This window comes from Sulfuracidifex tepidarius (assembly GCF_008326425.1).
Classification (GTDB): Archaea; Thermoproteota; Thermoprotei_A; order Sulfolobales; family Sulfolobaceae; genus Sulfuracidifex; species Sulfuracidifex tepidarius.
In genome coordinates this window covers 1,730,965-1,748,320 of sequence record NZ_AP018929.1, presented here as the reverse complement: position 1 = coordinate 1,748,320, position 17,356 = coordinate 1,730,965, and the positions used below count along the sequence as shown (strand labels likewise).

Genomic DNA, 17,356 nt, shown 5'->3' with positions numbered 1-17,356 from the left:
GTCCATGTTCACTTATATTACTCAAAATAAATCTCTAAGCTGGTTACCTTGCAGGTCAAAACTTTCTCCCTTACTGTAAAGACGTCTTCCAAGTTTCAAAGTATTGATATAACTGAAGACGTTCAGAGCAAGATAGACGTAAAAGAAGGAGTAGCATACATTTTTTCAAAACATACAACGTGTGCGTTGATAGTTAACGAAGCAGAGAAGGGGTTGATGTCTGACTATCTCGAGTGGTCTAAGAAGCTTGTTCCTCCTGAAGGCGAATTTAAGCATAATGTCATGGACAACAATGGTCATGCACACGTGATCTCTTCCATTATAGGAAACTCAAGAGTAGTTCCCATTTCTGAAGGAAAGTTAGATCTAGGAACATGGCAGAGAATAATTTTCCTTGAATTTGATGGACCCAGGACTAGAAACATCTCTATAAAGGTAATAGGTGAATGAGTATTTTTTTACCAGTAATACACATTCATTTACCTGATAAATATTGCCACCAGCATTAAGATCTTCTCCTTTTAAAAAGTTATCAGAATGTCAAGATAGACAGTGCATAAGGAAAATAGTGAATGATTATTTAACTTCCCTTATTACTGGAAATGAATCGAGGATAAGGGAAGAATTAGAAACTAACGAAGACCAGGAAAAAGTAGTAGCTAACTCTTACCTGTTCACGGAAGAACTGATAAAAACTGCTGTAATGAACGAAATAGACCTTGATGTAATATATGAAGACTTGGAGTATAGGCTAGGAGATGAACATCCTATCCTACTTTTCTTGAGGCAGGCAATGGAGGACTCATAAATTAGAACTATTTTTAATCTGCTTCTTTCTTTTAGTTTTGGGGAAAATCACAATGAACCCTGATGAAAGATTATCATTGATTACAAGAAATCTAGAAGAAATCGTAACCACTGAGGAACTGAAGCAAAAACTAGAAAGCGGTCAGGTACTCAAAGGTTACATAGGCTTCGAGCCTAGCGGCCTATTCCACATAGGATGGCTCATTTGGGCTCAGAAGGTGAAAGACCTTACCGAAGCTGACGTAAAAATGAACTTATTGGAGGCTACTTGGCACGCGTGGATCAATGATAAGCTCGGTGGAGATCTTCAATTGATAAAGGAGGCAGGAAAGTACGCAGTTGACGTGCTTGAAACTTTTGGAATAGACAGAAGCAAAATCAACGTAGTAGACGCCGAGGACTTGGTAGGAGACAAGGATTATTGGAAGCTCGTGATAAAGATTTCCAAGAATACCAGTTTAGCGAGAATGAAGAGGGCAATGACCATAATGGGAAGGAATGCAGAAGAGGCTGAAATAGACACTTCGAAACTGATATACCCTGCCATGCAGGTTGCAGACATTTACTACATGGATTTAGACATAGCTTTGGGAGGGACAGACCAAAGGAAAGCTCACATGCTAGCAAGAGACCTATCGGAAAAAATGGGAGCTAAGAAGGTGATATCACTTCATACTCCCTTGCTAGTTGGATTGCAAGGTGGAGAAAGGATGAATGCACCTACAGATGATGAAGACTTCATGTCGAATATAAAGATGAGCAAGTCCAAGCCGGAAAATGCTGTTTTCATCAATGATCCTGCAGACTCTGTAGAGTCCAAAATAATGGCAGCCTATTGCCCTAGAGGAGTAGTTGAAAATAATCCTATTTTACAGATAAACAAGTTCATAATATTTCCTAAATTTAATTCACTAAAGATAGAAAGGGATCAAAAATATGGAGGAGATCTTGAGGTCAAAACTTACAATGAACTCGAATCGTTGTTCGCTGAAGGCAAACTTCATCCAATGGATTTAAAGAAGGCAACAGCGAGAAAACTAAATGAAATAATAGAGCCTATGAGGCAGAGGCTCAACAGTAAACCAGAAATGCAAGAAATAGTTGCAAAAATTAGTAAAAATATCACAAGGTGATAAGTTTGAAATATAATATAAAACTTAAGTTTCAAGTTGACGGAATAGTCGAGAAAACCGACGTAATAGGCGCAATCTTCGGTCAAACTGAAAACTTGTTTGGAGATGAGTTTGACCTAAGGGAACTGCAAGACAAGGGAAGACTTGGAAGAATAACCGTAGAGATCTACCCTAAGGGGAACAGAGCTGATGGCGAAGTAATAATACCTTCAAATCTAGATCGAATAGAAACAGCGCTAATTGCGTCAATGGTAGAAAGCGTAGAGAAGGTAGGACCTTACAATTCCAAGTTCGAATTGGTAGAAGTAGAGGATATAAGGGCCGAGAAACTGAAGAAGATAATAGACCGTGCTAAGGATATCCTAACGGTATGGAACAAGGAAAAGAACTTGGACATAAAGGAAGTCCTGAATGAAATAAGCTCAGCAGTAAAGGTTGGAGAAATAATAGAATTCGGTCCTGATAGACTTCCTGCTGGTCCTGATGTGGAGAAAGATCCTACGTTAATAATTGTAGAAGGAAGGGCTGACATAATAAACTTGTTGAGATATGGATACAGAAACACTGTAGCAGTAGGAGGAGCTAATTCTAAGATACCAGACTCACTGATATCACTTAGCAAAAACAAGAAGGTAGTAATTGCATTCGTCGACGGAGATCACGGTGGAGATCTAATCCTTAAGGAACTACAGAGCCATAACGTAAAGATAGACTACGTAGCTAGAGCACCAGTAGGAAGGGAGGTCGAGGAACTTACAGGGAAAGAAATAGCTAAAGCACTATCGAACATGGTACCGCTTCAACAGTACCTTAAGAGACAGGAAATGCCAGTTCAGCTCGCTGAATCTTCCCAAGGTGTTGTACAAGCCGTAGTCCAAGAGACAGAACAGAAGAAAACTGAAGTCCCGATAGTAATCCCACCGCAAATTTTAGAAGAAATCAAGAAATTACCCGGAACCTTAGAGGGGGTTATGTACGGAAACAACTGGGAGCAGATAGAGAAAGTTCAAGTTAGAGACATAATACCGAAACTTGAAACTGCAGAAGACGGAAAAGTGTTGTATATAGTGTTTGATGGAGTAATAACTCAGAGATTACTCGACCTTGCAAGCGAAAAGAACGTGAAATTAATAGCGGGAGCTAGAATAGGCGGAGTCAATAAGAGACCTAAGAACGTCACATTACTCACTTTCTCAGATCTCTTCACCTCCTAAAGTAATTTGATATATCGAATCCTCCCTCTCTCAAGTCTTTTTCTTTCACTCCTACATGTTTTAAAACTCGCATAGCTAATGGTATTATCTGTTTTTCCACGTAAAACTCCTTATCTATCCTTCTCTTATCCTTCACCATAAAGAAAGGTTCGACTTTGTCCTGCATTCTTGCTCCCTCACAGACGACATACCCTATTCTATCTCCTCTGTTTATGCTACCGCCTTGCTTATTGGCTTTCATCGCTGCTACCACGAATAACGGATAAGGCTGTCTATACACTGAGAGGTCTCTATCTATTTCCTTCCAGATTATCATTTCTTTTACCTCAAACTCTCCCCTTCTAATTCTCTTTATCTCATCCCTCGCTTCTCTAATAGCTAAGTCCGGATTCTCTTTCAGGAGTTTATCTACAATGTTTACGTAAACTTTCTTAGATACCTCAGACCAATCTCCGTAAGGAAAGGCCCTGCTTAGAGGATCTATAACGTTATCGTTATCTAAACCGATGAAGAAATCATCCCCTATAATTACTCTCTTATACTTAATTTTAATTGTGTTTTCGACTTCGTCTATCCCCTTAGCTAATATCACGTTTCCCCTAGCGAACAGAACTGATGCCCCTTTTCTCTTTATGGTCTCGACCTTATTCTTCATTTCATAAAGAATCAATTTCTCCAGGTTCTTCCTGCACTGAGGGCAGAACCATCTAGACCCAGACCATGTGAAGTATTCTATGACACTGTTACTCAAGGTAGTTGTTAGATCCTTTAACGCTCTAACCCCGAAATTCTTCCTAGCTTCTGACTCTATCTGCTTATATAGTGAAGGCAAAACACTAGGTAAAAACCCTTTAGTCTCAACTCCGCCTTCTACTGTTTCAGGGCTTATGTTATAAGATTCAAGCATTTCAAGTGGCATAAAATTGAAGAAGAAACCGTTCACATCTTCAAATAACCCTCCAACTGATTCGGTAATGTTGCTCTTAGGCTCGACCCTAGCAACGGAATCATGCTTGTTAGGTACTATGAGACCGAGTCCGACACTCTGTCTCACTAGGTACCATTCAATTGCTGAGAACATACTGGCTGAAAACAATTGATCCATAGGCATTCCGAACTGTTTAGAGAGCCCCATACCAAGCTTGATAATCTCACCTAGCAAATTTCCTCCGTACTCACACTGACCTTGACTATCAGGAATACCGAAATAAGCGTAAATATCCTTATGTGACTCTACATATCCTAACCTCAAGATATTTTGCAAAAACTTATTGATGTTTATATTCAACCTACCAGGAGTCGAATAATGACCGTAAGTCCCAGAGGATACTTCCTCACCTACTTTCCTCGAAACGTCAAGCCTTATGTTCCTGAAAGAAGCCCTTTCTATTATGTACCTCCATTGAAAGGAACTTCTAGTAGCTATAATATCAGGATCGTTCTCTTTTACAAACGAGACGAAGTCCTTTATTAGCTTTGTATCGTCCACTCCGTCATTGTCGAACCTTTGTTCTCTCCCATTTAGGTTTACGCATAAAGAGGAAATCGGATCCCTTCTGGGGTTTATGAAGCCATACTTGCTGTCAATGGATAGTTCAAAACCCATAAACATCAATTCAGGTGTGTCTTCCCTAACTTTCGGTTTAATTGAAGAAACGTTGTATACGTTATCAACCCTGAATTCCATGTTTTCTGTAGGTTCTACATCAGCGACGATCCAAGTGAAAGGAAGTATCTCTGAATCTATTGAAAACCTCATTGAAAACCTTATGTCAGCCTCATATATTCCCTTAACAGAGTCAAGCTTCGAGATAGCATCTCTATGATACCTTATGGCACTAGGAGTATCACATATTACCTTGAGAAATTTAGTGTCTCTACCTAAATAAGGTTTGTTTACCTCTTGTACGTCTATTATTCTAAAGTTCTTATTTGACAAGGATAATATCCTCTCCTTTAGGTTCTCTTCTGCTTTCGGAAGTACGTAAAAATAAGGATTGAAGTTATCCTTAACTAATAAGCTCCTTTTTCCATCCTCTGAGATTGCCCAAATGTACACTTTTGGGAGAGGATCGTTTTCGTATGAAAAGTCTAATACAAAAAATTCTTTCAGCATAAAGCCCTTAGAGGAACTAACAAAATAAAATCTATTATCAGTGACAGTTCACTCTTCTTTGTTTTATTTACCTTTTTGAAAAGGAATGTGCCTACTTCTATCATTTTAAAGATATAAGGTAGAAGGTACTACGCACCTCATTTTCCCTCTGTTTTTCAAAGAATTCCTTTTTTCAAGCGTAGTGGACATTAATATTACGTGTAGATCATTAGTCAAGATCGTAATTCCCCTTCAGTAACTTAATCATTATGAAAGCGTGCCTGTTTTTTCCATAATAATTTCTTCTTGTATACGATATATGGTACTTATTGTGCGAGTAGAAACTTATAGCGTCTCTATTCTTCACTTCTACTTCAAGATAAGAATACGTAGAGCCCATAGACACGAACCTTGAATTGAGCTCCTGAAGTAGGGCCGAGCCTATTCCCTTTCTCCTAGCTCCTCTGGCTGTAGCTATTGATATAACGTGGCCCTTAAATCGATTCTGTATTAATCCTATCGCATATCCTAAAATTTCATCGTGTTCCTTTGCTACTATATACAAGCCCTCAGAGAGAAATAAGTAAGCTTTCAACAGCTTCAATGAATAAGGCTGGTCGAATGACTGAACTTCGATTTCGTAGATCTTAGCTAGATCTCCTTCCGTTGCGTCAAGTATAACTACCAATTTTCCACTTTAGTTCCATGTGAGAATATTAGAATTTGACGAGAAACAAGACTCCCTGACTGTGCATATAGATACAGAGGACGACTTATGGCTACTCTATTTGGTTCTGAGAAAGGACGACGAAGTAATAGCTAAGACTTTGAGGGACGTAAGTGTGGGGGATAACAGCAGAAGAGTTCCAATGATCATAACCCTAAGGGTTGAACGCACTGAGTTTCAAGAGTTCACGAACAGACTGAGAATACACGGCATAGTCCTAGACGCTCCAGAGAGGTATAGCGTGAAGGGCTCTCATCACACCATAAACTTGGGTATAGGAGATGACTTAACCATAGTGAGGAAATGGGAGAAATATGAACTTGACAAAATCTATAATCAGGCAGAAAGAAAGTCAAAGATCCTGATAGCTGTTGTCGATATTGACGAATATTTGATAGCCGTACCAATGGTACAGGGGATAAAGATACTCGCTGATAGATCTTTGCCAGAGCCCGAAGAAAGTTTGACGGAAAACGCACAGGAGATAGCTAAAGAAATAGAATCATACTCGTCTTCATTGTCTCCAGATGCTATCCTAATTGCAGGACCAGGATTTTTTAAATTAGAAGTTTCCAAATTGCTGGAAAAGAAATACAAAATATATGTAGATGATGTGAATTCTCCTGGTCGTACGGGACTCAACGAGTTGTTAAGAAGAGACATGATAGACCAGCTCATCCGTGACTACGAGATAGCAGAGGGAAGAAAGCAGATGGATAGAATAAACGAGTTAATAGCCAAGGGGTCCAGGTTAGCCACTTACGGCAAGGAAGAGGTAAAGAAAGCCGTCGAAATGGGAGCTGTGGAGACTTTGGTGATACTCTCTGAGTTAATAATGAAGGAGACGGAGGAGGGAAAACAGGAATACCAAATGATCTTGGAGGACGCTGCAAAGAAAGGAGGAAGGGTTATACTGGTACCTAAAGACTCTCCTGCTTACTATGAATTAAGGAACTTAGGAGGAATAGCCTGCCTGCTGAGATTTGGAATAGATTAGCCTCTCGGAAACCTTGAGTCTCCTACTGTCTGGGTGCTCCTCCACTATCTTGACTTCGCTGACGTCATACTTTGAGACTAGCTCATCTATAACTTCGGGATAAAATGAATACAGATCATTCCCTATCTTCTCACCGTAAGTCAGGTCATCCACTTTTCCTTTTAATATGGCTCTAACTACAGTTCCCTCGCCTGTGAAACCTTCATACGCTTTAGATGAGAACCTGATGGTTCTCAAAAACCTAGTTCTGGTTTCAACAACGTCTTTGTAAACTGAGCTACAATAATGAACTGTAATTTCCTTGTCCTCTCTAAATTCCTCTACTACTTTTCTAGCATTTTCATAGCTCCCTTTAGCTCCTGTTATTCCGTGAGCTACCTTCATCCCTCTAGAGTTCAGTTGGAAGAAATTCCTCTCGTTGAGCTCAAGTTCATTTAGGTTCACAAATTTAACGCCCTCTTTCTTAGCCCACTTGACCAGTTCTACGGTTCTCTCGCCTTCCCCTGGAATAGAGGGTATCTCTATCCCTACATCTAGATCGTATTTCAACGCTTTTCTAATAGCTTCCTTATATTCTTCTTTCAGAGGATGAAATCTTATTTCGTCTAGCCCAACGCCAACCAATTCTTTCAGAACATCGTTAGTCACATACCTGCCCGAAGTGTAGAGGTGTATGTGAAATGATTCTCCAAACTCCTCTTTGAACATTCCAATAAGCTCTGTGACCTTGTCCAAAGCCAGGATAGGATCGCCTCCAGTAATTCCAGCACCTAATGCGTTCATCCTGTAGCTCTCGTAAATGTAGTCCATCAAATCTTTCACTTCCATCTCGTTAGCGAACATCTTGTCCTTGTTGAACCTCTCAGAGCTCACTGGGCAATAGTAACATGAATCACCGCACTCGCCAGATATGAAAACTACCAACTTAGATCCTAGCCTGCAAAGTTCACAACCCTTGGGTAGAGGGTTATTATACAGTGTTATCTCTGGATTTCCTGATATCGTCAATTCTCTTCAGTATTATCTGTTTAACTTCTTCAGTTTTAACGTCATCTAGAAGCTCTCTCAATTGCCTTACGGAGTCCTCCAGGTTACAACTCTTGTTCCCCTGAATCTTGGCTGAACCTTCGTTTCCTCCCTCTGGAATATACCAAGTCTTGAACCATGTAAATCCGGCTTCAAGCATCGACCTACCGAGGGGTGTGTCGACAGCGGAATAGCCTTTCAGTATCATCCCTTCAGTTTCCTTGTCTTTATCGTAAGTAACGAACAACTTTCCGTTACAGTCTAGTTTCTCATAGATGAGTTTGAAGAGATCCGTTTCCAGATTCCTCTTCCTCAACCATGGGTCATAGTCTAGCTCTATCCAAGGTGGGTAATACTCTCTACCAGTAAAGAAGGAGACCTTGGCGACCTGAATGTTATCAACGAAGAGCGTGAAGTAAAATAATTCCCTTATGTGAGTTCTTTTAGACTCAGAGCAAGTTACCTCTAACCCTCCTATCTTGCCTTTTATCATCAGGGAAAATATAAAGAGAGTTCGTTCAAAAACATTTTTATGAGATAAAAAGGCTCTTTCGGAGAGATTTTAAACTTTGGAACGCAGAGACATCACTTATGATAGAAGCAGAAATAATAGCGATAGTCTTACTATTCTTTGTGGCTTGGGCGCTTCTCTATTTAGCCAGGAAAAGGCTTGAGAAGTTCGGACTAAACGTTCCCATACCTTTCCTTTTGATGTATAAGTCAAAGGTCAGGGATATCTGGTTTCCTTCAATATCTCTGAGCAAAGGTTATAGATATTACGAGAAAGCGGCAATAGTATTATCTTTAATTTCTATGTTAGGAGGTATAATACTAATATTTTACATTATTTCAGAATTTATTGTACCTCATCCGTCTTCCCAGCCAGCGGTTTCGCTGACCCCAATAATACCGGGCGTCACGATATCACTTTCTCAAACTCCCTTCCTTCTTCTAGCGTTGGGGATCTCGGTTGCTTTACATGAGATCATGCATGCCTTATCTGCAACGTCTAATGGTATAAAGGTGAGGAATGGAGGCATCCTGCTCTTAGGTATATTTCCTGGAGCTTTCGTAGAACCTGACGAGGAAAGTTTCAATTCGAGCACGTTGTCAAAAAAGGTCAAAGTGATAGCTGCAGGTATAGCAATGAACCTGATACTGGCAGCTATATTCTTCCCCCTGACCCTATTTTTCCCGTCATTAGTATCTCAGGGCGTATTAATAGAAGGTGTAATGAAAGACTCAGCGGCTTACAACGCATCCATTTCCTCTGGAGATATAATAAAAGCAATAGACGGACAAACAGTCAATAGCCCTTATCAGTTAGGTAACTACCTAGATAAAAACACTAAAAACAGTTATACTATACTTTTAGCTAACGGCTCGGAGGAGACTATCACTATAAATACACCGAACCATTTCCTAGGGGTTTACGTAACTTATGATATACCCTCTATCTGGATTGACGTCTACACGTTCATCTTCTGGATGTTTACGATCAACTTTAGCCTTGCTCTATTTAATGGAGCGCCCCTAGTTATTACCGATGGGGGAAAGATATTTACTGAGCTGTTGAAGAGGGCACTTGGATCAAACGGAGAAAAAATTTCCCTGTACTTCCAAGCTCTGCTGATCTTGGTTTTCGTTTATACCATACTACTATCTAATCATCTCCTTGGATGAGCTTGGAACTGATCATGGGGAAAGGTATTACTTCTTTTATACTTATGTTGTCCGTAGCTAGCATCGCAAGTCTGTCTATGCCTATACCCAGACCTCCTGTCGGAGGCATTCCGTAACTTAACGCCCTTATGAAGTCTTTATCATATGGATGCGCTTCTTGGTCTCCTCTCTTGAACATCTCCTGTTCTTCCTTGAAGAGCTTGTCCTGAAGTATTGGGTCATTAAGTTCAGTATAGGCATTAGCTATTTCCATGCCTGCGATGTATAGCTCGAACCTCTCTACCATCCCCGGCTTGGACCTATGTGGCTTGCATAGAGGCGTAGTCTCTATTGGGTGATCTGTTATAAACGTAGGCTCTTGCAGGTTATTTGACACAAGCTTGTCGAATAGTTTCTCTATCATCAGCCCTCTGACGTATTGACATCCTCTGGGTTTAAGCTGGTTCTGTCTCAGCAATTCCTTTAACTCGTCGTCGGATATGGAATCCACGTCTTTTCCTAAAGCTTCACTAAGGGAATCATGCATGGAGATTTTCTTGAATTTATTTTCTAGATGGATTTCTTTTCCATTATACTTTATTGTATCAGTAGATAATATTTTCTTGAAGGTCTCTCTGATGAGAGATTCTGTCAGCTCCATAATGTCATTATAGTCAGCGTATGCCCAGTAGAGCTCTAGAAGGCTAAACTCTGGGTTATGGGTGACGTCTATATCCTCATTCCTGAAGACTTTCCCTATTTCGAAAACCTTATTGAAACCACCAACGATGAACCTTTTCAGGTAAAGCTCTAACGCTATTCTGAGGTACCAGTCCTCGTCAAGATAGTTCACATGAGTCTTGAAAGGTTTAGCCAATGCCCCCCCGTAAACTGGCTGAACTACTGGAGTTTCGACTTCGATGAACCCTCTGGAATACAGGAATTCTCTTATTTCCCGTTCCAATGTGAACCTTACCATCATAGCGTTTCTGGCTTTATCATTATAGAGGAAATCAACGTATCTATGGGCATATCTAAACTCGGAAGTTAAAGTAGTCCAGTCTGGGGGTTCTATTAATGCTTTGCTTAAGAGTGAGAACTCTTTCACTAAGAGCGATAGCTCTCCTTTCATAGTATAAAACAGATCGCCTTTCACTCCGATTATGTCTCCCCTACCTATGTATTTCATGAACCATTCATAGCGATCGCCTAACTCGTTAACACGTAGATAAAGTTGTAGTTTCTCGCCTTCGTCGAATATGTCTACAAATCCCGCTTTTCCGTGCCTCCTTATATTGGCTACCCTTCCTACGGTGGAAATACCGTAAAGGAACGGATCATGACTTGAAGGATTGCCTTTCTCCTTAGCTATAGACCTGAGCTCTTGTATGGTGTTAGTGAATTCGAATTTATGAGGGTAAGGTTGAATGCCCTTCTCCTTCAATTCGTTAATTATCTCGACTCTTCTTTCGTCCCACTTCATGACTTAGTCATATGCCTAGATGCAAAATTAAAGAATATCTGTGTTATCTAGATGCTATTTAATCTATTGCGAATTTAACCTTAGATTACACTTGCTCAGTCTATAAAGGGCAAGACGAATTTACCTGATAATTCGTTTTAAGGTCATAATCCATGAACTGACTTATACCTACCTTGGCTCTTAAGGTCTGATGAAGTATGGAATTTACGTTTTTTTTTCGCACGTTGTTTAAGAGACCTGAATAGGCATACAAACTCCTACTGCACGTCAAAAAATTTTTAAAAGGTAAGTGAATACTTAATTCTAGTCCGTGATCGATAATGGGCCCATAGCTCAGCCAGGTTGAGTGCTGGGCTCCAGATAACATTGGGTCTGAAGACCCCTAAAGGGGAATGAATTATATCTGGAACGGAGAGACCCAGTGGTCGGGGGTTCAAATCCCTCTGGGCCCATTAAATAAGCCCAGTATGATTTCAATTCTAAAACACTAGTTATATATGACCTTATTTCTAGTAGTGCTGAAGAACGTAGTAAGAAACCTAATTTTATTGCCTTGAATGAACACAGAAGATTACTAGACAATTTTCACAAACCTCAAGAACTAAAAGGAAGGAAATATTAGCGTAGAAATAACGATATAAATTAAAAATAGAACCACAAAAAACTAGTAAATAATAACTTTTATTTAGCTCTTACCTCTTATCTCATTTACTCTCTTTATAACTTCATCAAGTACGTCTTTACCTTCTCCCGGATCTACTATGGCTACTGCTGAAGAACCTACTTGAAGGCCTGCTGCTTCTCCTAGAGATTTCTTATTACTGACATAGACGTATGGTATCTTCTTTTCTTCACAGAGAAGAGGAAGATGTGCAACTATCTCTTCAGGTTGTACATCTTCGGCAATTACCACCAATTTAGCAAGTCCTCTCTCTATAGCTTTAGTTGCCTCATTTGTACCTTTCTTTATTTTACCTGATTCTTTTGCTTTTCTTATTGCTTCTAGAGCTTTATCCCCAAGCTCCTGGGGTACTTCAAATTTTACATATGTTGGCTTAGACATAGCGCTCATCCTCACCTTTTAGGTCGCGCATTTCATACGTGTGTTCTTTCCTATAAAAGTTTTTCAATCATGGGAAAAGATGGCAACCATAATATCGGATTTCTTCTCGTCTATCCTAACGAAACCGTACCTGAAGAATTGGATAATATCGTTCACATTAAGGGATGATATGGAAGACTCAGCAAAGCCACGCTCTTCCCTTTCGTCATTGCCGTTGTACTTCTTTAAAATCATAGGAAAACTCTCAGCCGACTTAACCCATTGTACTATAGACGCATCTTTAGCTTTACCTTCCTCTAAAGTCCTGCTTTCATATACCAGATTGCCTCCTTCCACTCTCACGTTGCAGAGATCCATTAGTCTCAGATGCCTTCCTTCTCTGGCGTCGTCTGAGTCCAAGATAATTTCGTCTCCTTCACATACCTTTATCTCTCTAAATTCATTAGGATTAGAGAAATTAAATGGGATTTTAGCAGTTATACAACCAGACATGCCTGATATCCTCATAGATTTTGCCTTATCTTTAGGTATGTACATGTACCTCTTTGCAGTCTTGTCTAATTTCTTCCTGTTTATTGCTGCTATATTATCAAAACTTATCGTAGCATCAGAGGTCTTCAAACCCACCTCGATTATTATTTCCTTAATAGTATCAGGGAGTATTCCTCTCCTCCTTAAACCGGCTAGCGTCGACAATCTAGGGTCGTCTCTCGTAACTCCCTTCTCAAGGATCTCCTTTATTTTAGACTTACTCATCATAAAGCCTTCGAGCTTAAGTCTTCCGAATTCCATGACTATTGGGAACTCCCAGTTCAAATAGTTGAAGACCCACTTCTGTTTAAGTGAGTTAGACATGTGCTCCTTTGCCCTGAAGACGTGAGTTACTCCCTTATCGTGGTCATCTACTGAAGTAGCGAAGTTGTAGGTCGGAAATACCGTGTATTTGTTCCCAGTAAGCGGATGAGGGTTCTCCTCTGTGTTGATGACCCTAAACATTACCCAATCCCTTTGAGAAGGATCTGGGTCGTCCATATCGGTCTTTATTCTAAGTACAGCCTCGCCTTCTTTGAATTTACCTTCGAGCATCTGTTCCCATAACTCTAGGTTTTTCTCCTTCGGGGAACTCCTGTGAAGACATTCCGGTTCGGAGATCCTTTTCATAGAAAAATCCAAGAATGTCTCTTTATTGCAAGTATCCACGTAGGCATAACTCTTCTCAATCAGATCCTTCGCTACATCATAATATCTCTCGAACCTCGATGATGCTGCGAACTCCTCCGTCCACGAAATACCAAGCCACTTCAGGTCCTCTCTTATCCAGCCATACGCTTCCTTGATTGGCTTCTTCACTTTCGGGTCTGTATCATCGAACCTTAAGATGAAGTCCCCTTTATACATCTTAGCATACTCGTAAGATATTATAGCTGCACGTGAGTTACCTAGATGAAGCGGCCCGTCAGGGTTGGGTGCAAACCTAGTGACTACCTTTCCCCTCAAGTTAGGAAGTTCTGGAAGGGTCTTTATTTCCTTCTCTTCCTTTTTCTTTTCTAGTAAATGAGGATACTTCTCCTCCAACTCGTGCCTTTGATCTTCTAGGCTCATGGAGTTTACTTGGGTTGTAACTTCATTCACTATGGAGACGATCTCTCTAGCCTTGGTCTTCAGGTCAGGTCTTTCGGCAAAAATCTTGCTTACTACTGATCCAGATTGAGCTTTACCTCCATGAGTATAAGCATTCTGAAGGGCATATTTACGGGCAAGTTCTCTGATTTCTTCCATGTAAAGCATTGACTATGCTCATAATATATTCTTTTACACCCTCACCGCTTTTCCCTTTAGTTACTAAATCTGCTATAGCTTTCAGTTCGTCGTCCCCGTTAGCTACCGCGACCTTCACACCAGCTAATTTCATCATATCTATATCAGTTAGCGAGTCGCCTATAGCAGCTACGTCTTTTTCATCCAATTTTAACAGATCCAGCAGTTTCCTCACTCCAATCAGCTTACCTTGGCTATTATAACTCAAATGGAGCGCATACCCGCTAGTTTTCAATGAAAACCCGTTCTCTAAGGCCCACTCCTCCATAGGAGGGGTAATCTGCGGAGGATAGAAACCGAAGTCGTATTTCCTGAATTTGTTCTGCCAACTACCCTTGAGTCCAAACTTGGATTCAAACTCCTTAACTATAATGTGGTCTATTTCTTTACAAAGAAAATGTTCTTCTCCAGCATAAACTACGCAACCGTTCTCTGCAACAACTCCATCCATACCTAAATATGTTGCGAGCCCTCTAGAAACCGGATATGAATTGCCGGTAACCAAGAAGGCCTTAACGCCAAGACTTTGCAAATCCCTAATTGAATTGAGTGCATCGAGGTCTAGTAAATAACTATTTCTATCGATCGTTAAAGTGCCATCCAAATCAAAGAGGATTACCTTGATCAAGGTATGATCTCCCTTGCCTTAGGAGCGAATATAGCATCTACGTATACTCTATTTATTGACAGTCTAGCTGGCACTGACTTAAGTAAAAACCCCATCTCGTCTATTGTCGATTCGTCTCCAGTTTTCCTAATAAAAGAGATCCTCTTCTTATCTATAATTGAGATGTCTTCTTCTATAGGATATATAGAGTCCTTTGGTATATTAGAAGATTCCAGTTTTTCTAGAATATCGTGAATATTCTTTCCCGTCTGCGGGTATGGCTCGTCGTATATCATCTTTGGTCCTCTTCTGTTAATGAAGTTCCATATTTTCTCTCTGAGCGTATCATTAGTTGTGGTCAAGTAACAGTTGTAAAGCCTTGAATAAACCCATTCATCGTCCCACATGAAGATTCCATTTCCCTGTACTATTTCTCTCAGTTCTCCGGGAGTGCCCGGAACTTCACATTCTTCGATCATGTCTGAGTAAATCTTTCTAACCAGCAGTTCATATCCAACTATCGTTTTGTGGTAATACACAGCCTGGTACATATGAAGCCTAGCTATGAAGAAGTTTTCTGCGCTATATAGCCCCTTCTCATGGATCCTTATCTTACCATCTTCATAATTCACGTTATCCATTAAACGTTGAAGATCTATGCTCCCGAGTTGAACCCCACTGTACTTAGAATCGCGTAACAGATAATCCATTCTATCAACGTCAACGTCACTATCTATTACTCCCCTCAAGCTGTTACCTCCCCACAGAATATCCTTAATTTCCTTGTAAGGATACCCTCCTTCACTAAGAATGTCCTTTATGTCAGTTAAGGAAATCAGCATATCTCCAAAGTCAGAATTGGAGAAATTTTTAGACATGAAGAAACCTCCTAGAGAATGGGAGAATGGAAACTGACCTATATCATGAAGTAGTGCTGCGAGTCTCAGCTTCCTTATTTCGTCATTCGTAACAAATCCTTTATCTTCTAGAATTTCGCCGAGTTTAGATGTTAAATAGACCGTTCCTATGGCGTGGCTAAACCTAGTATTAACCGCCCCTGGATAAACCATAAACGCTAAGCTTGTCTGTTTTATGCGTCTAAGTCTCTGAAGAAGCGGATGGTCAAGTATCCTTACCTCAACGTCGTCCAGACTAACATAACCATGCAAATCGTCAAAAACTTTCTTCATCAGTAAATTAAGATAAAAATTCAGCTTTAAAGCCATCCCGGTTCGGCAGGGCTGCGGATCCTCTCGGAATCCACCGCCCTACCAACGTAGACGGCTTAACTTCCGGGTTCGAGATGAGTCCGGGTGTTTGCCCGTCTACTATGACCGGGTAGCAAAGTATAAGCTGAACCAGCATTAAAAAAGCTATTTATTGTCCTTTCCCTGACTTACTGCATATATTCCAGCGATGTAAAGAGTGCCTCCGTCCTTTTCACACTTCCCTACTTCTTTCAAAACGAAGTCACCTTCCATAAAGGCTCTTGTGTTGTTATAATCACATGTCCTGCACTTTATGACGGTGAACACGCTTAGTTGTTCTTTTTGTTGGGTTGACGACATTACTGAGCCACCCCAGAAGTGTTTCCTACTCCTACAACAACTACTAGGTCTCCAGGTTTAGTTCTTTCTTGAATTATTCTCCTTAGCATATCCATAACTTTAGAGGAAGCATCAAAGACTGGCTTTCTCATCTCAGTTATAGCTTCTTCCATCCCCATTTTCACAACTATAGCATCTATAGGAATTCCATACTTCACTGCAACTCTTTCTATTGCTATCTTCTCAGGTCCTGGATCTCCCATCGCTACACCCGTACCTTCAGCTACACTACCTGTATCCTCCCCTTCGAGTTTTAACGCGGCGTCTATAGTTATTATTCTCTTAACGTTGCCTTTGTATTCTTCTATAACGTTTGCTACCGCTTCTCCGGGCCTTCCCACTGTTGCCATTGGCCCCTCAGCTTTCACTACTACTAACTTCCTGTCTTCGTATTCCACTTCTCCTGCTACAGTATCCCTGCTTGGATTCCACTTGTTTTGAGAGTTCATCAGGAGATTTGCAGCAACTAAAGGACCTAGAGAGTCCCCAACGGGTATCCCTTTCATAAAGGTGTTCATGGCCTTAGAATAAGCTTCAGATAACTTAACTAGCTGTGGAACAACCATTTGGAGCTGATAGAGAATGAAAATGCTATTTGTCTTCTTAGCTGACAAGAGGTAGTGCCTTATTACTTTGTGGATCATGTTCAGTGTATTAACCACCTCTGCAGAGACTTCTAACTTACTCCTCGTAACGGGGTCAATGTTAGGAGCTGAAAGTTCCATTATGTCCCTTATCTTGTCTTCAGTAGTTCTTAACATCAACCTCATTCTTCCTATTATATCTGTGGGCTCAACTGAGACTGGATCTATCGTGAAGATTTCTGAAACTCTATCTATCACTTCATCTGGTTTCTGAACCCCCTTTGAAGCTAAAACTTCCTGCATTTTCTTCTTAGAGTCCTTCAGATAGGTCTCTATTTGGCTAAGTTGTGCCTCTATACCCCTAGATAGAAACATCATGTTAATCTTGGTACCTGGCCCTGGCAAAGCTAGCAACATGTAAAATAGGAATATTGCGACGAAGAACAAAGTGTTCAAATAGACATAAGACGATGAACCACTGCTACTTGATGCAAGTGCTATTAAAATACTCATGTTGTATCTTATGTCTTCTC

The 17,356-nt window shown here is 40.5% G+C and carries 17 protein-coding genes, 1 tRNA gene and 1 rRNA gene; 7 read left to right on the top strand and 12 right to left on the bottom strand.

Annotated features, from left to right (window positions below; all coding sequences use genetic code 11):
* Positions 1-48 precede the first annotated feature (48 nt).
* From IC007_RS09055 to dnaG, 4 genes are all read left to right on the top strand, one after another.
* Positions 49-450 (top strand): secondary thiamine-phosphate synthase enzyme YjbQ, encoded by a 402-nt coding sequence (locus tag IC007_RS09055; protein ID WP_054844785.1) that lies wholly within the window; start codon positions 49-51, stop codon positions 448-450.
* 118 nt (positions 451-568) lie between these two features.
* Positions 569-808, top strand: a complete 240-nt coding sequence (locus IC007_RS09050; protein WP_232048886.1) for a hypothetical protein — start codon at positions 569-571, stop codon at positions 806-808.
* 52 nt (positions 809-860) lie between these two features.
* Positions 861-1,940, top strand: coding sequence for a tyrosine--tRNA ligase (locus IC007_RS09045; RefSeq protein ID WP_149528641.1), 1,080 nt, complete (start codon positions 861-863; stop codon positions 1,938-1,940).
* Positions 1,941-1,945: 5 nt separating this feature from the next.
* On the top strand, positions 1,946-3,154 hold the full coding sequence (gene dnaG, locus IC007_RS09040; protein ID WP_054845172.1) for a DNA primase DnaG: 1,209 nt from the start codon (positions 1,946-1,948) through the stop codon (positions 3,152-3,154).
* On the opposite strand, the gene IC007_RS09035 is transcribed toward dnaG, so the two are convergent.
* Together IC007_RS09035 and IC007_RS09030 are read right to left on the bottom strand one after the other, a co-directional pair.
* A complete protein-coding gene (locus IC007_RS09035; RefSeq protein WP_162204948.1) occupies positions 3,144-5,213 on the bottom strand; it encodes a 3'-5' exonuclease in 2,070 nt (689 codons plus the stop codon). The genes dnaG and IC007_RS09035 overlap by 11 nt on opposite strands.
* Before the next feature lie 265 nt (positions 5,214-5,478).
* The gene (locus IC007_RS09030) at positions 5,479-5,937 is read right to left on the bottom strand and encodes a GNAT family N-acetyltransferase (RefSeq protein ID WP_054844788.1); all 459 of its coding nucleotides are present in this window, start codon (positions 5,935-5,937) and stop codon (positions 5,479-5,481) included.
* Between the two features lie 19 nt (positions 5,938-5,956).
* Here IC007_RS09030 and IC007_RS09025 point away from each other — a divergent pair, with 19 nt between their 5' ends.
* Entirely contained in the window at positions 5,957-6,973 is a 1,017-nt protein-coding gene (locus IC007_RS09025) for an mRNA surveillance protein pelota (RefSeq protein ID WP_054844789.1), read from the top strand.
* Here IC007_RS09025 and IC007_RS09020 read toward each other — a convergent pair.
* Together IC007_RS09020 and IC007_RS09015 are read right to left on the bottom strand one after the other, a co-directional pair.
* Positions 6,932-7,981, bottom strand: a complete 1,050-nt coding sequence (locus IC007_RS09020) for a radical SAM protein (protein WP_054844790.1) — start codon at positions 7,979-7,981, stop codon at positions 6,932-6,934. The genes IC007_RS09025 and IC007_RS09020 overlap by 42 nt on opposite strands.
* Positions 7,944-8,492, bottom strand: coding sequence for a DUF1122 family protein (locus tag IC007_RS09015; protein ID WP_054844791.1), 549 nt, complete (start codon positions 8,490-8,492; stop codon positions 7,944-7,946). Before IC007_RS09015 ends, IC007_RS09020 begins: the two co-directional genes overlap by 38 nt.
* A 98-nt stretch (positions 8,493-8,590) precedes the next feature.
* On the opposite strand from IC007_RS09015, the gene IC007_RS09010 reads away from it, so the two are divergent.
* The gene (locus tag IC007_RS09010; RefSeq protein ID WP_054844792.1) at positions 8,591-9,682 is read left to right on the top strand and encodes a site-2 protease family protein; all 1,092 of its coding nucleotides are present in this window, start codon (positions 8,591-8,593) and stop codon (positions 9,680-9,682) included.
* On the opposite strand, the gene lysS is transcribed toward IC007_RS09010, so the two are convergent.
* On the bottom strand, positions 9,663-11,144 hold the full coding sequence (gene lysS, locus IC007_RS09005; RefSeq protein WP_149528640.1) for a lysine--tRNA ligase: 1,482 nt from the start codon (positions 11,142-11,144) through the stop codon (positions 9,663-9,665). The two genes, IC007_RS09010 and lysS, sit on opposite strands and share 20 nt — an antisense overlap.
* A gap of 322 nt (positions 11,145-11,466) precedes the next feature.
* On the opposite strand from lysS, the gene IC007_RS09000 reads away from it, so the two are divergent.
* Positions 11,467-11,596: transfer RNA gene (locus IC007_RS09000), tRNA-Trp, on the top strand.
* Between the two features lie 233 nt (positions 11,597-11,829).
* Here IC007_RS09000 and rpl7ae read toward each other — a convergent pair.
* The 7 genes from rpl7ae to IC007_RS08965 form a co-directional block, all read right to left on the bottom strand.
* Positions 11,830-12,207 (bottom strand): 50S ribosomal protein L7Ae, encoded by a 378-nt coding sequence (gene rpl7ae, locus IC007_RS08995; RefSeq protein WP_054845173.1) that lies wholly within the window; start codon positions 12,205-12,207, stop codon positions 11,830-11,832.
* 63 nt (positions 12,208-12,270) lie between these two features.
* Positions 12,271-13,986, bottom strand: a complete 1,716-nt coding sequence (locus tag IC007_RS08990; protein WP_149528639.1) for a glutamate--tRNA ligase — start codon at positions 13,984-13,986, stop codon at positions 12,271-12,273.
* The gene (locus tag IC007_RS08985) at positions 13,958-14,653 is read right to left on the bottom strand and encodes a phosphoglycolate phosphatase (protein ID WP_149528638.1); all 696 of its coding nucleotides are present in this window, start codon (positions 14,651-14,653) and stop codon (positions 13,958-13,960) included. Before IC007_RS08985 ends, IC007_RS08990 begins: the two co-directional genes overlap by 29 nt.
* Entirely contained in the window at positions 14,650-15,822 is a 1,173-nt protein-coding gene (locus IC007_RS08980) for an HD domain-containing protein (RefSeq protein ID WP_149528637.1), read from the bottom strand. Before IC007_RS08980 ends, IC007_RS08985 begins: the two co-directional genes overlap by 4 nt.
* 58 nt (positions 15,823-15,880) lie before the next feature.
* Positions 15,881-15,974: ribosomal RNA gene (rrf, locus tag IC007_RS08975) — 5S ribosomal RNA — on the bottom strand.
* A gap of 31 nt (positions 15,975-16,005) precedes the next feature.
* Positions 16,006-16,200 (bottom strand): hypothetical protein, encoded by a 195-nt coding sequence (locus tag IC007_RS08970; protein WP_054844793.1) that lies wholly within the window; start codon positions 16,198-16,200, stop codon positions 16,006-16,008.
* On the bottom strand, positions 16,200-17,336 hold the full coding sequence (locus IC007_RS08965) for a DUF1512 domain-containing protein (RefSeq protein WP_054845174.1): 1,137 nt from the start codon (positions 17,334-17,336) through the stop codon (positions 16,200-16,202). Before IC007_RS08965 ends, IC007_RS08970 begins: the two co-directional genes overlap by 1 nt.
* Positions 17,337-17,356 lie beyond the last annotated feature (20 nt).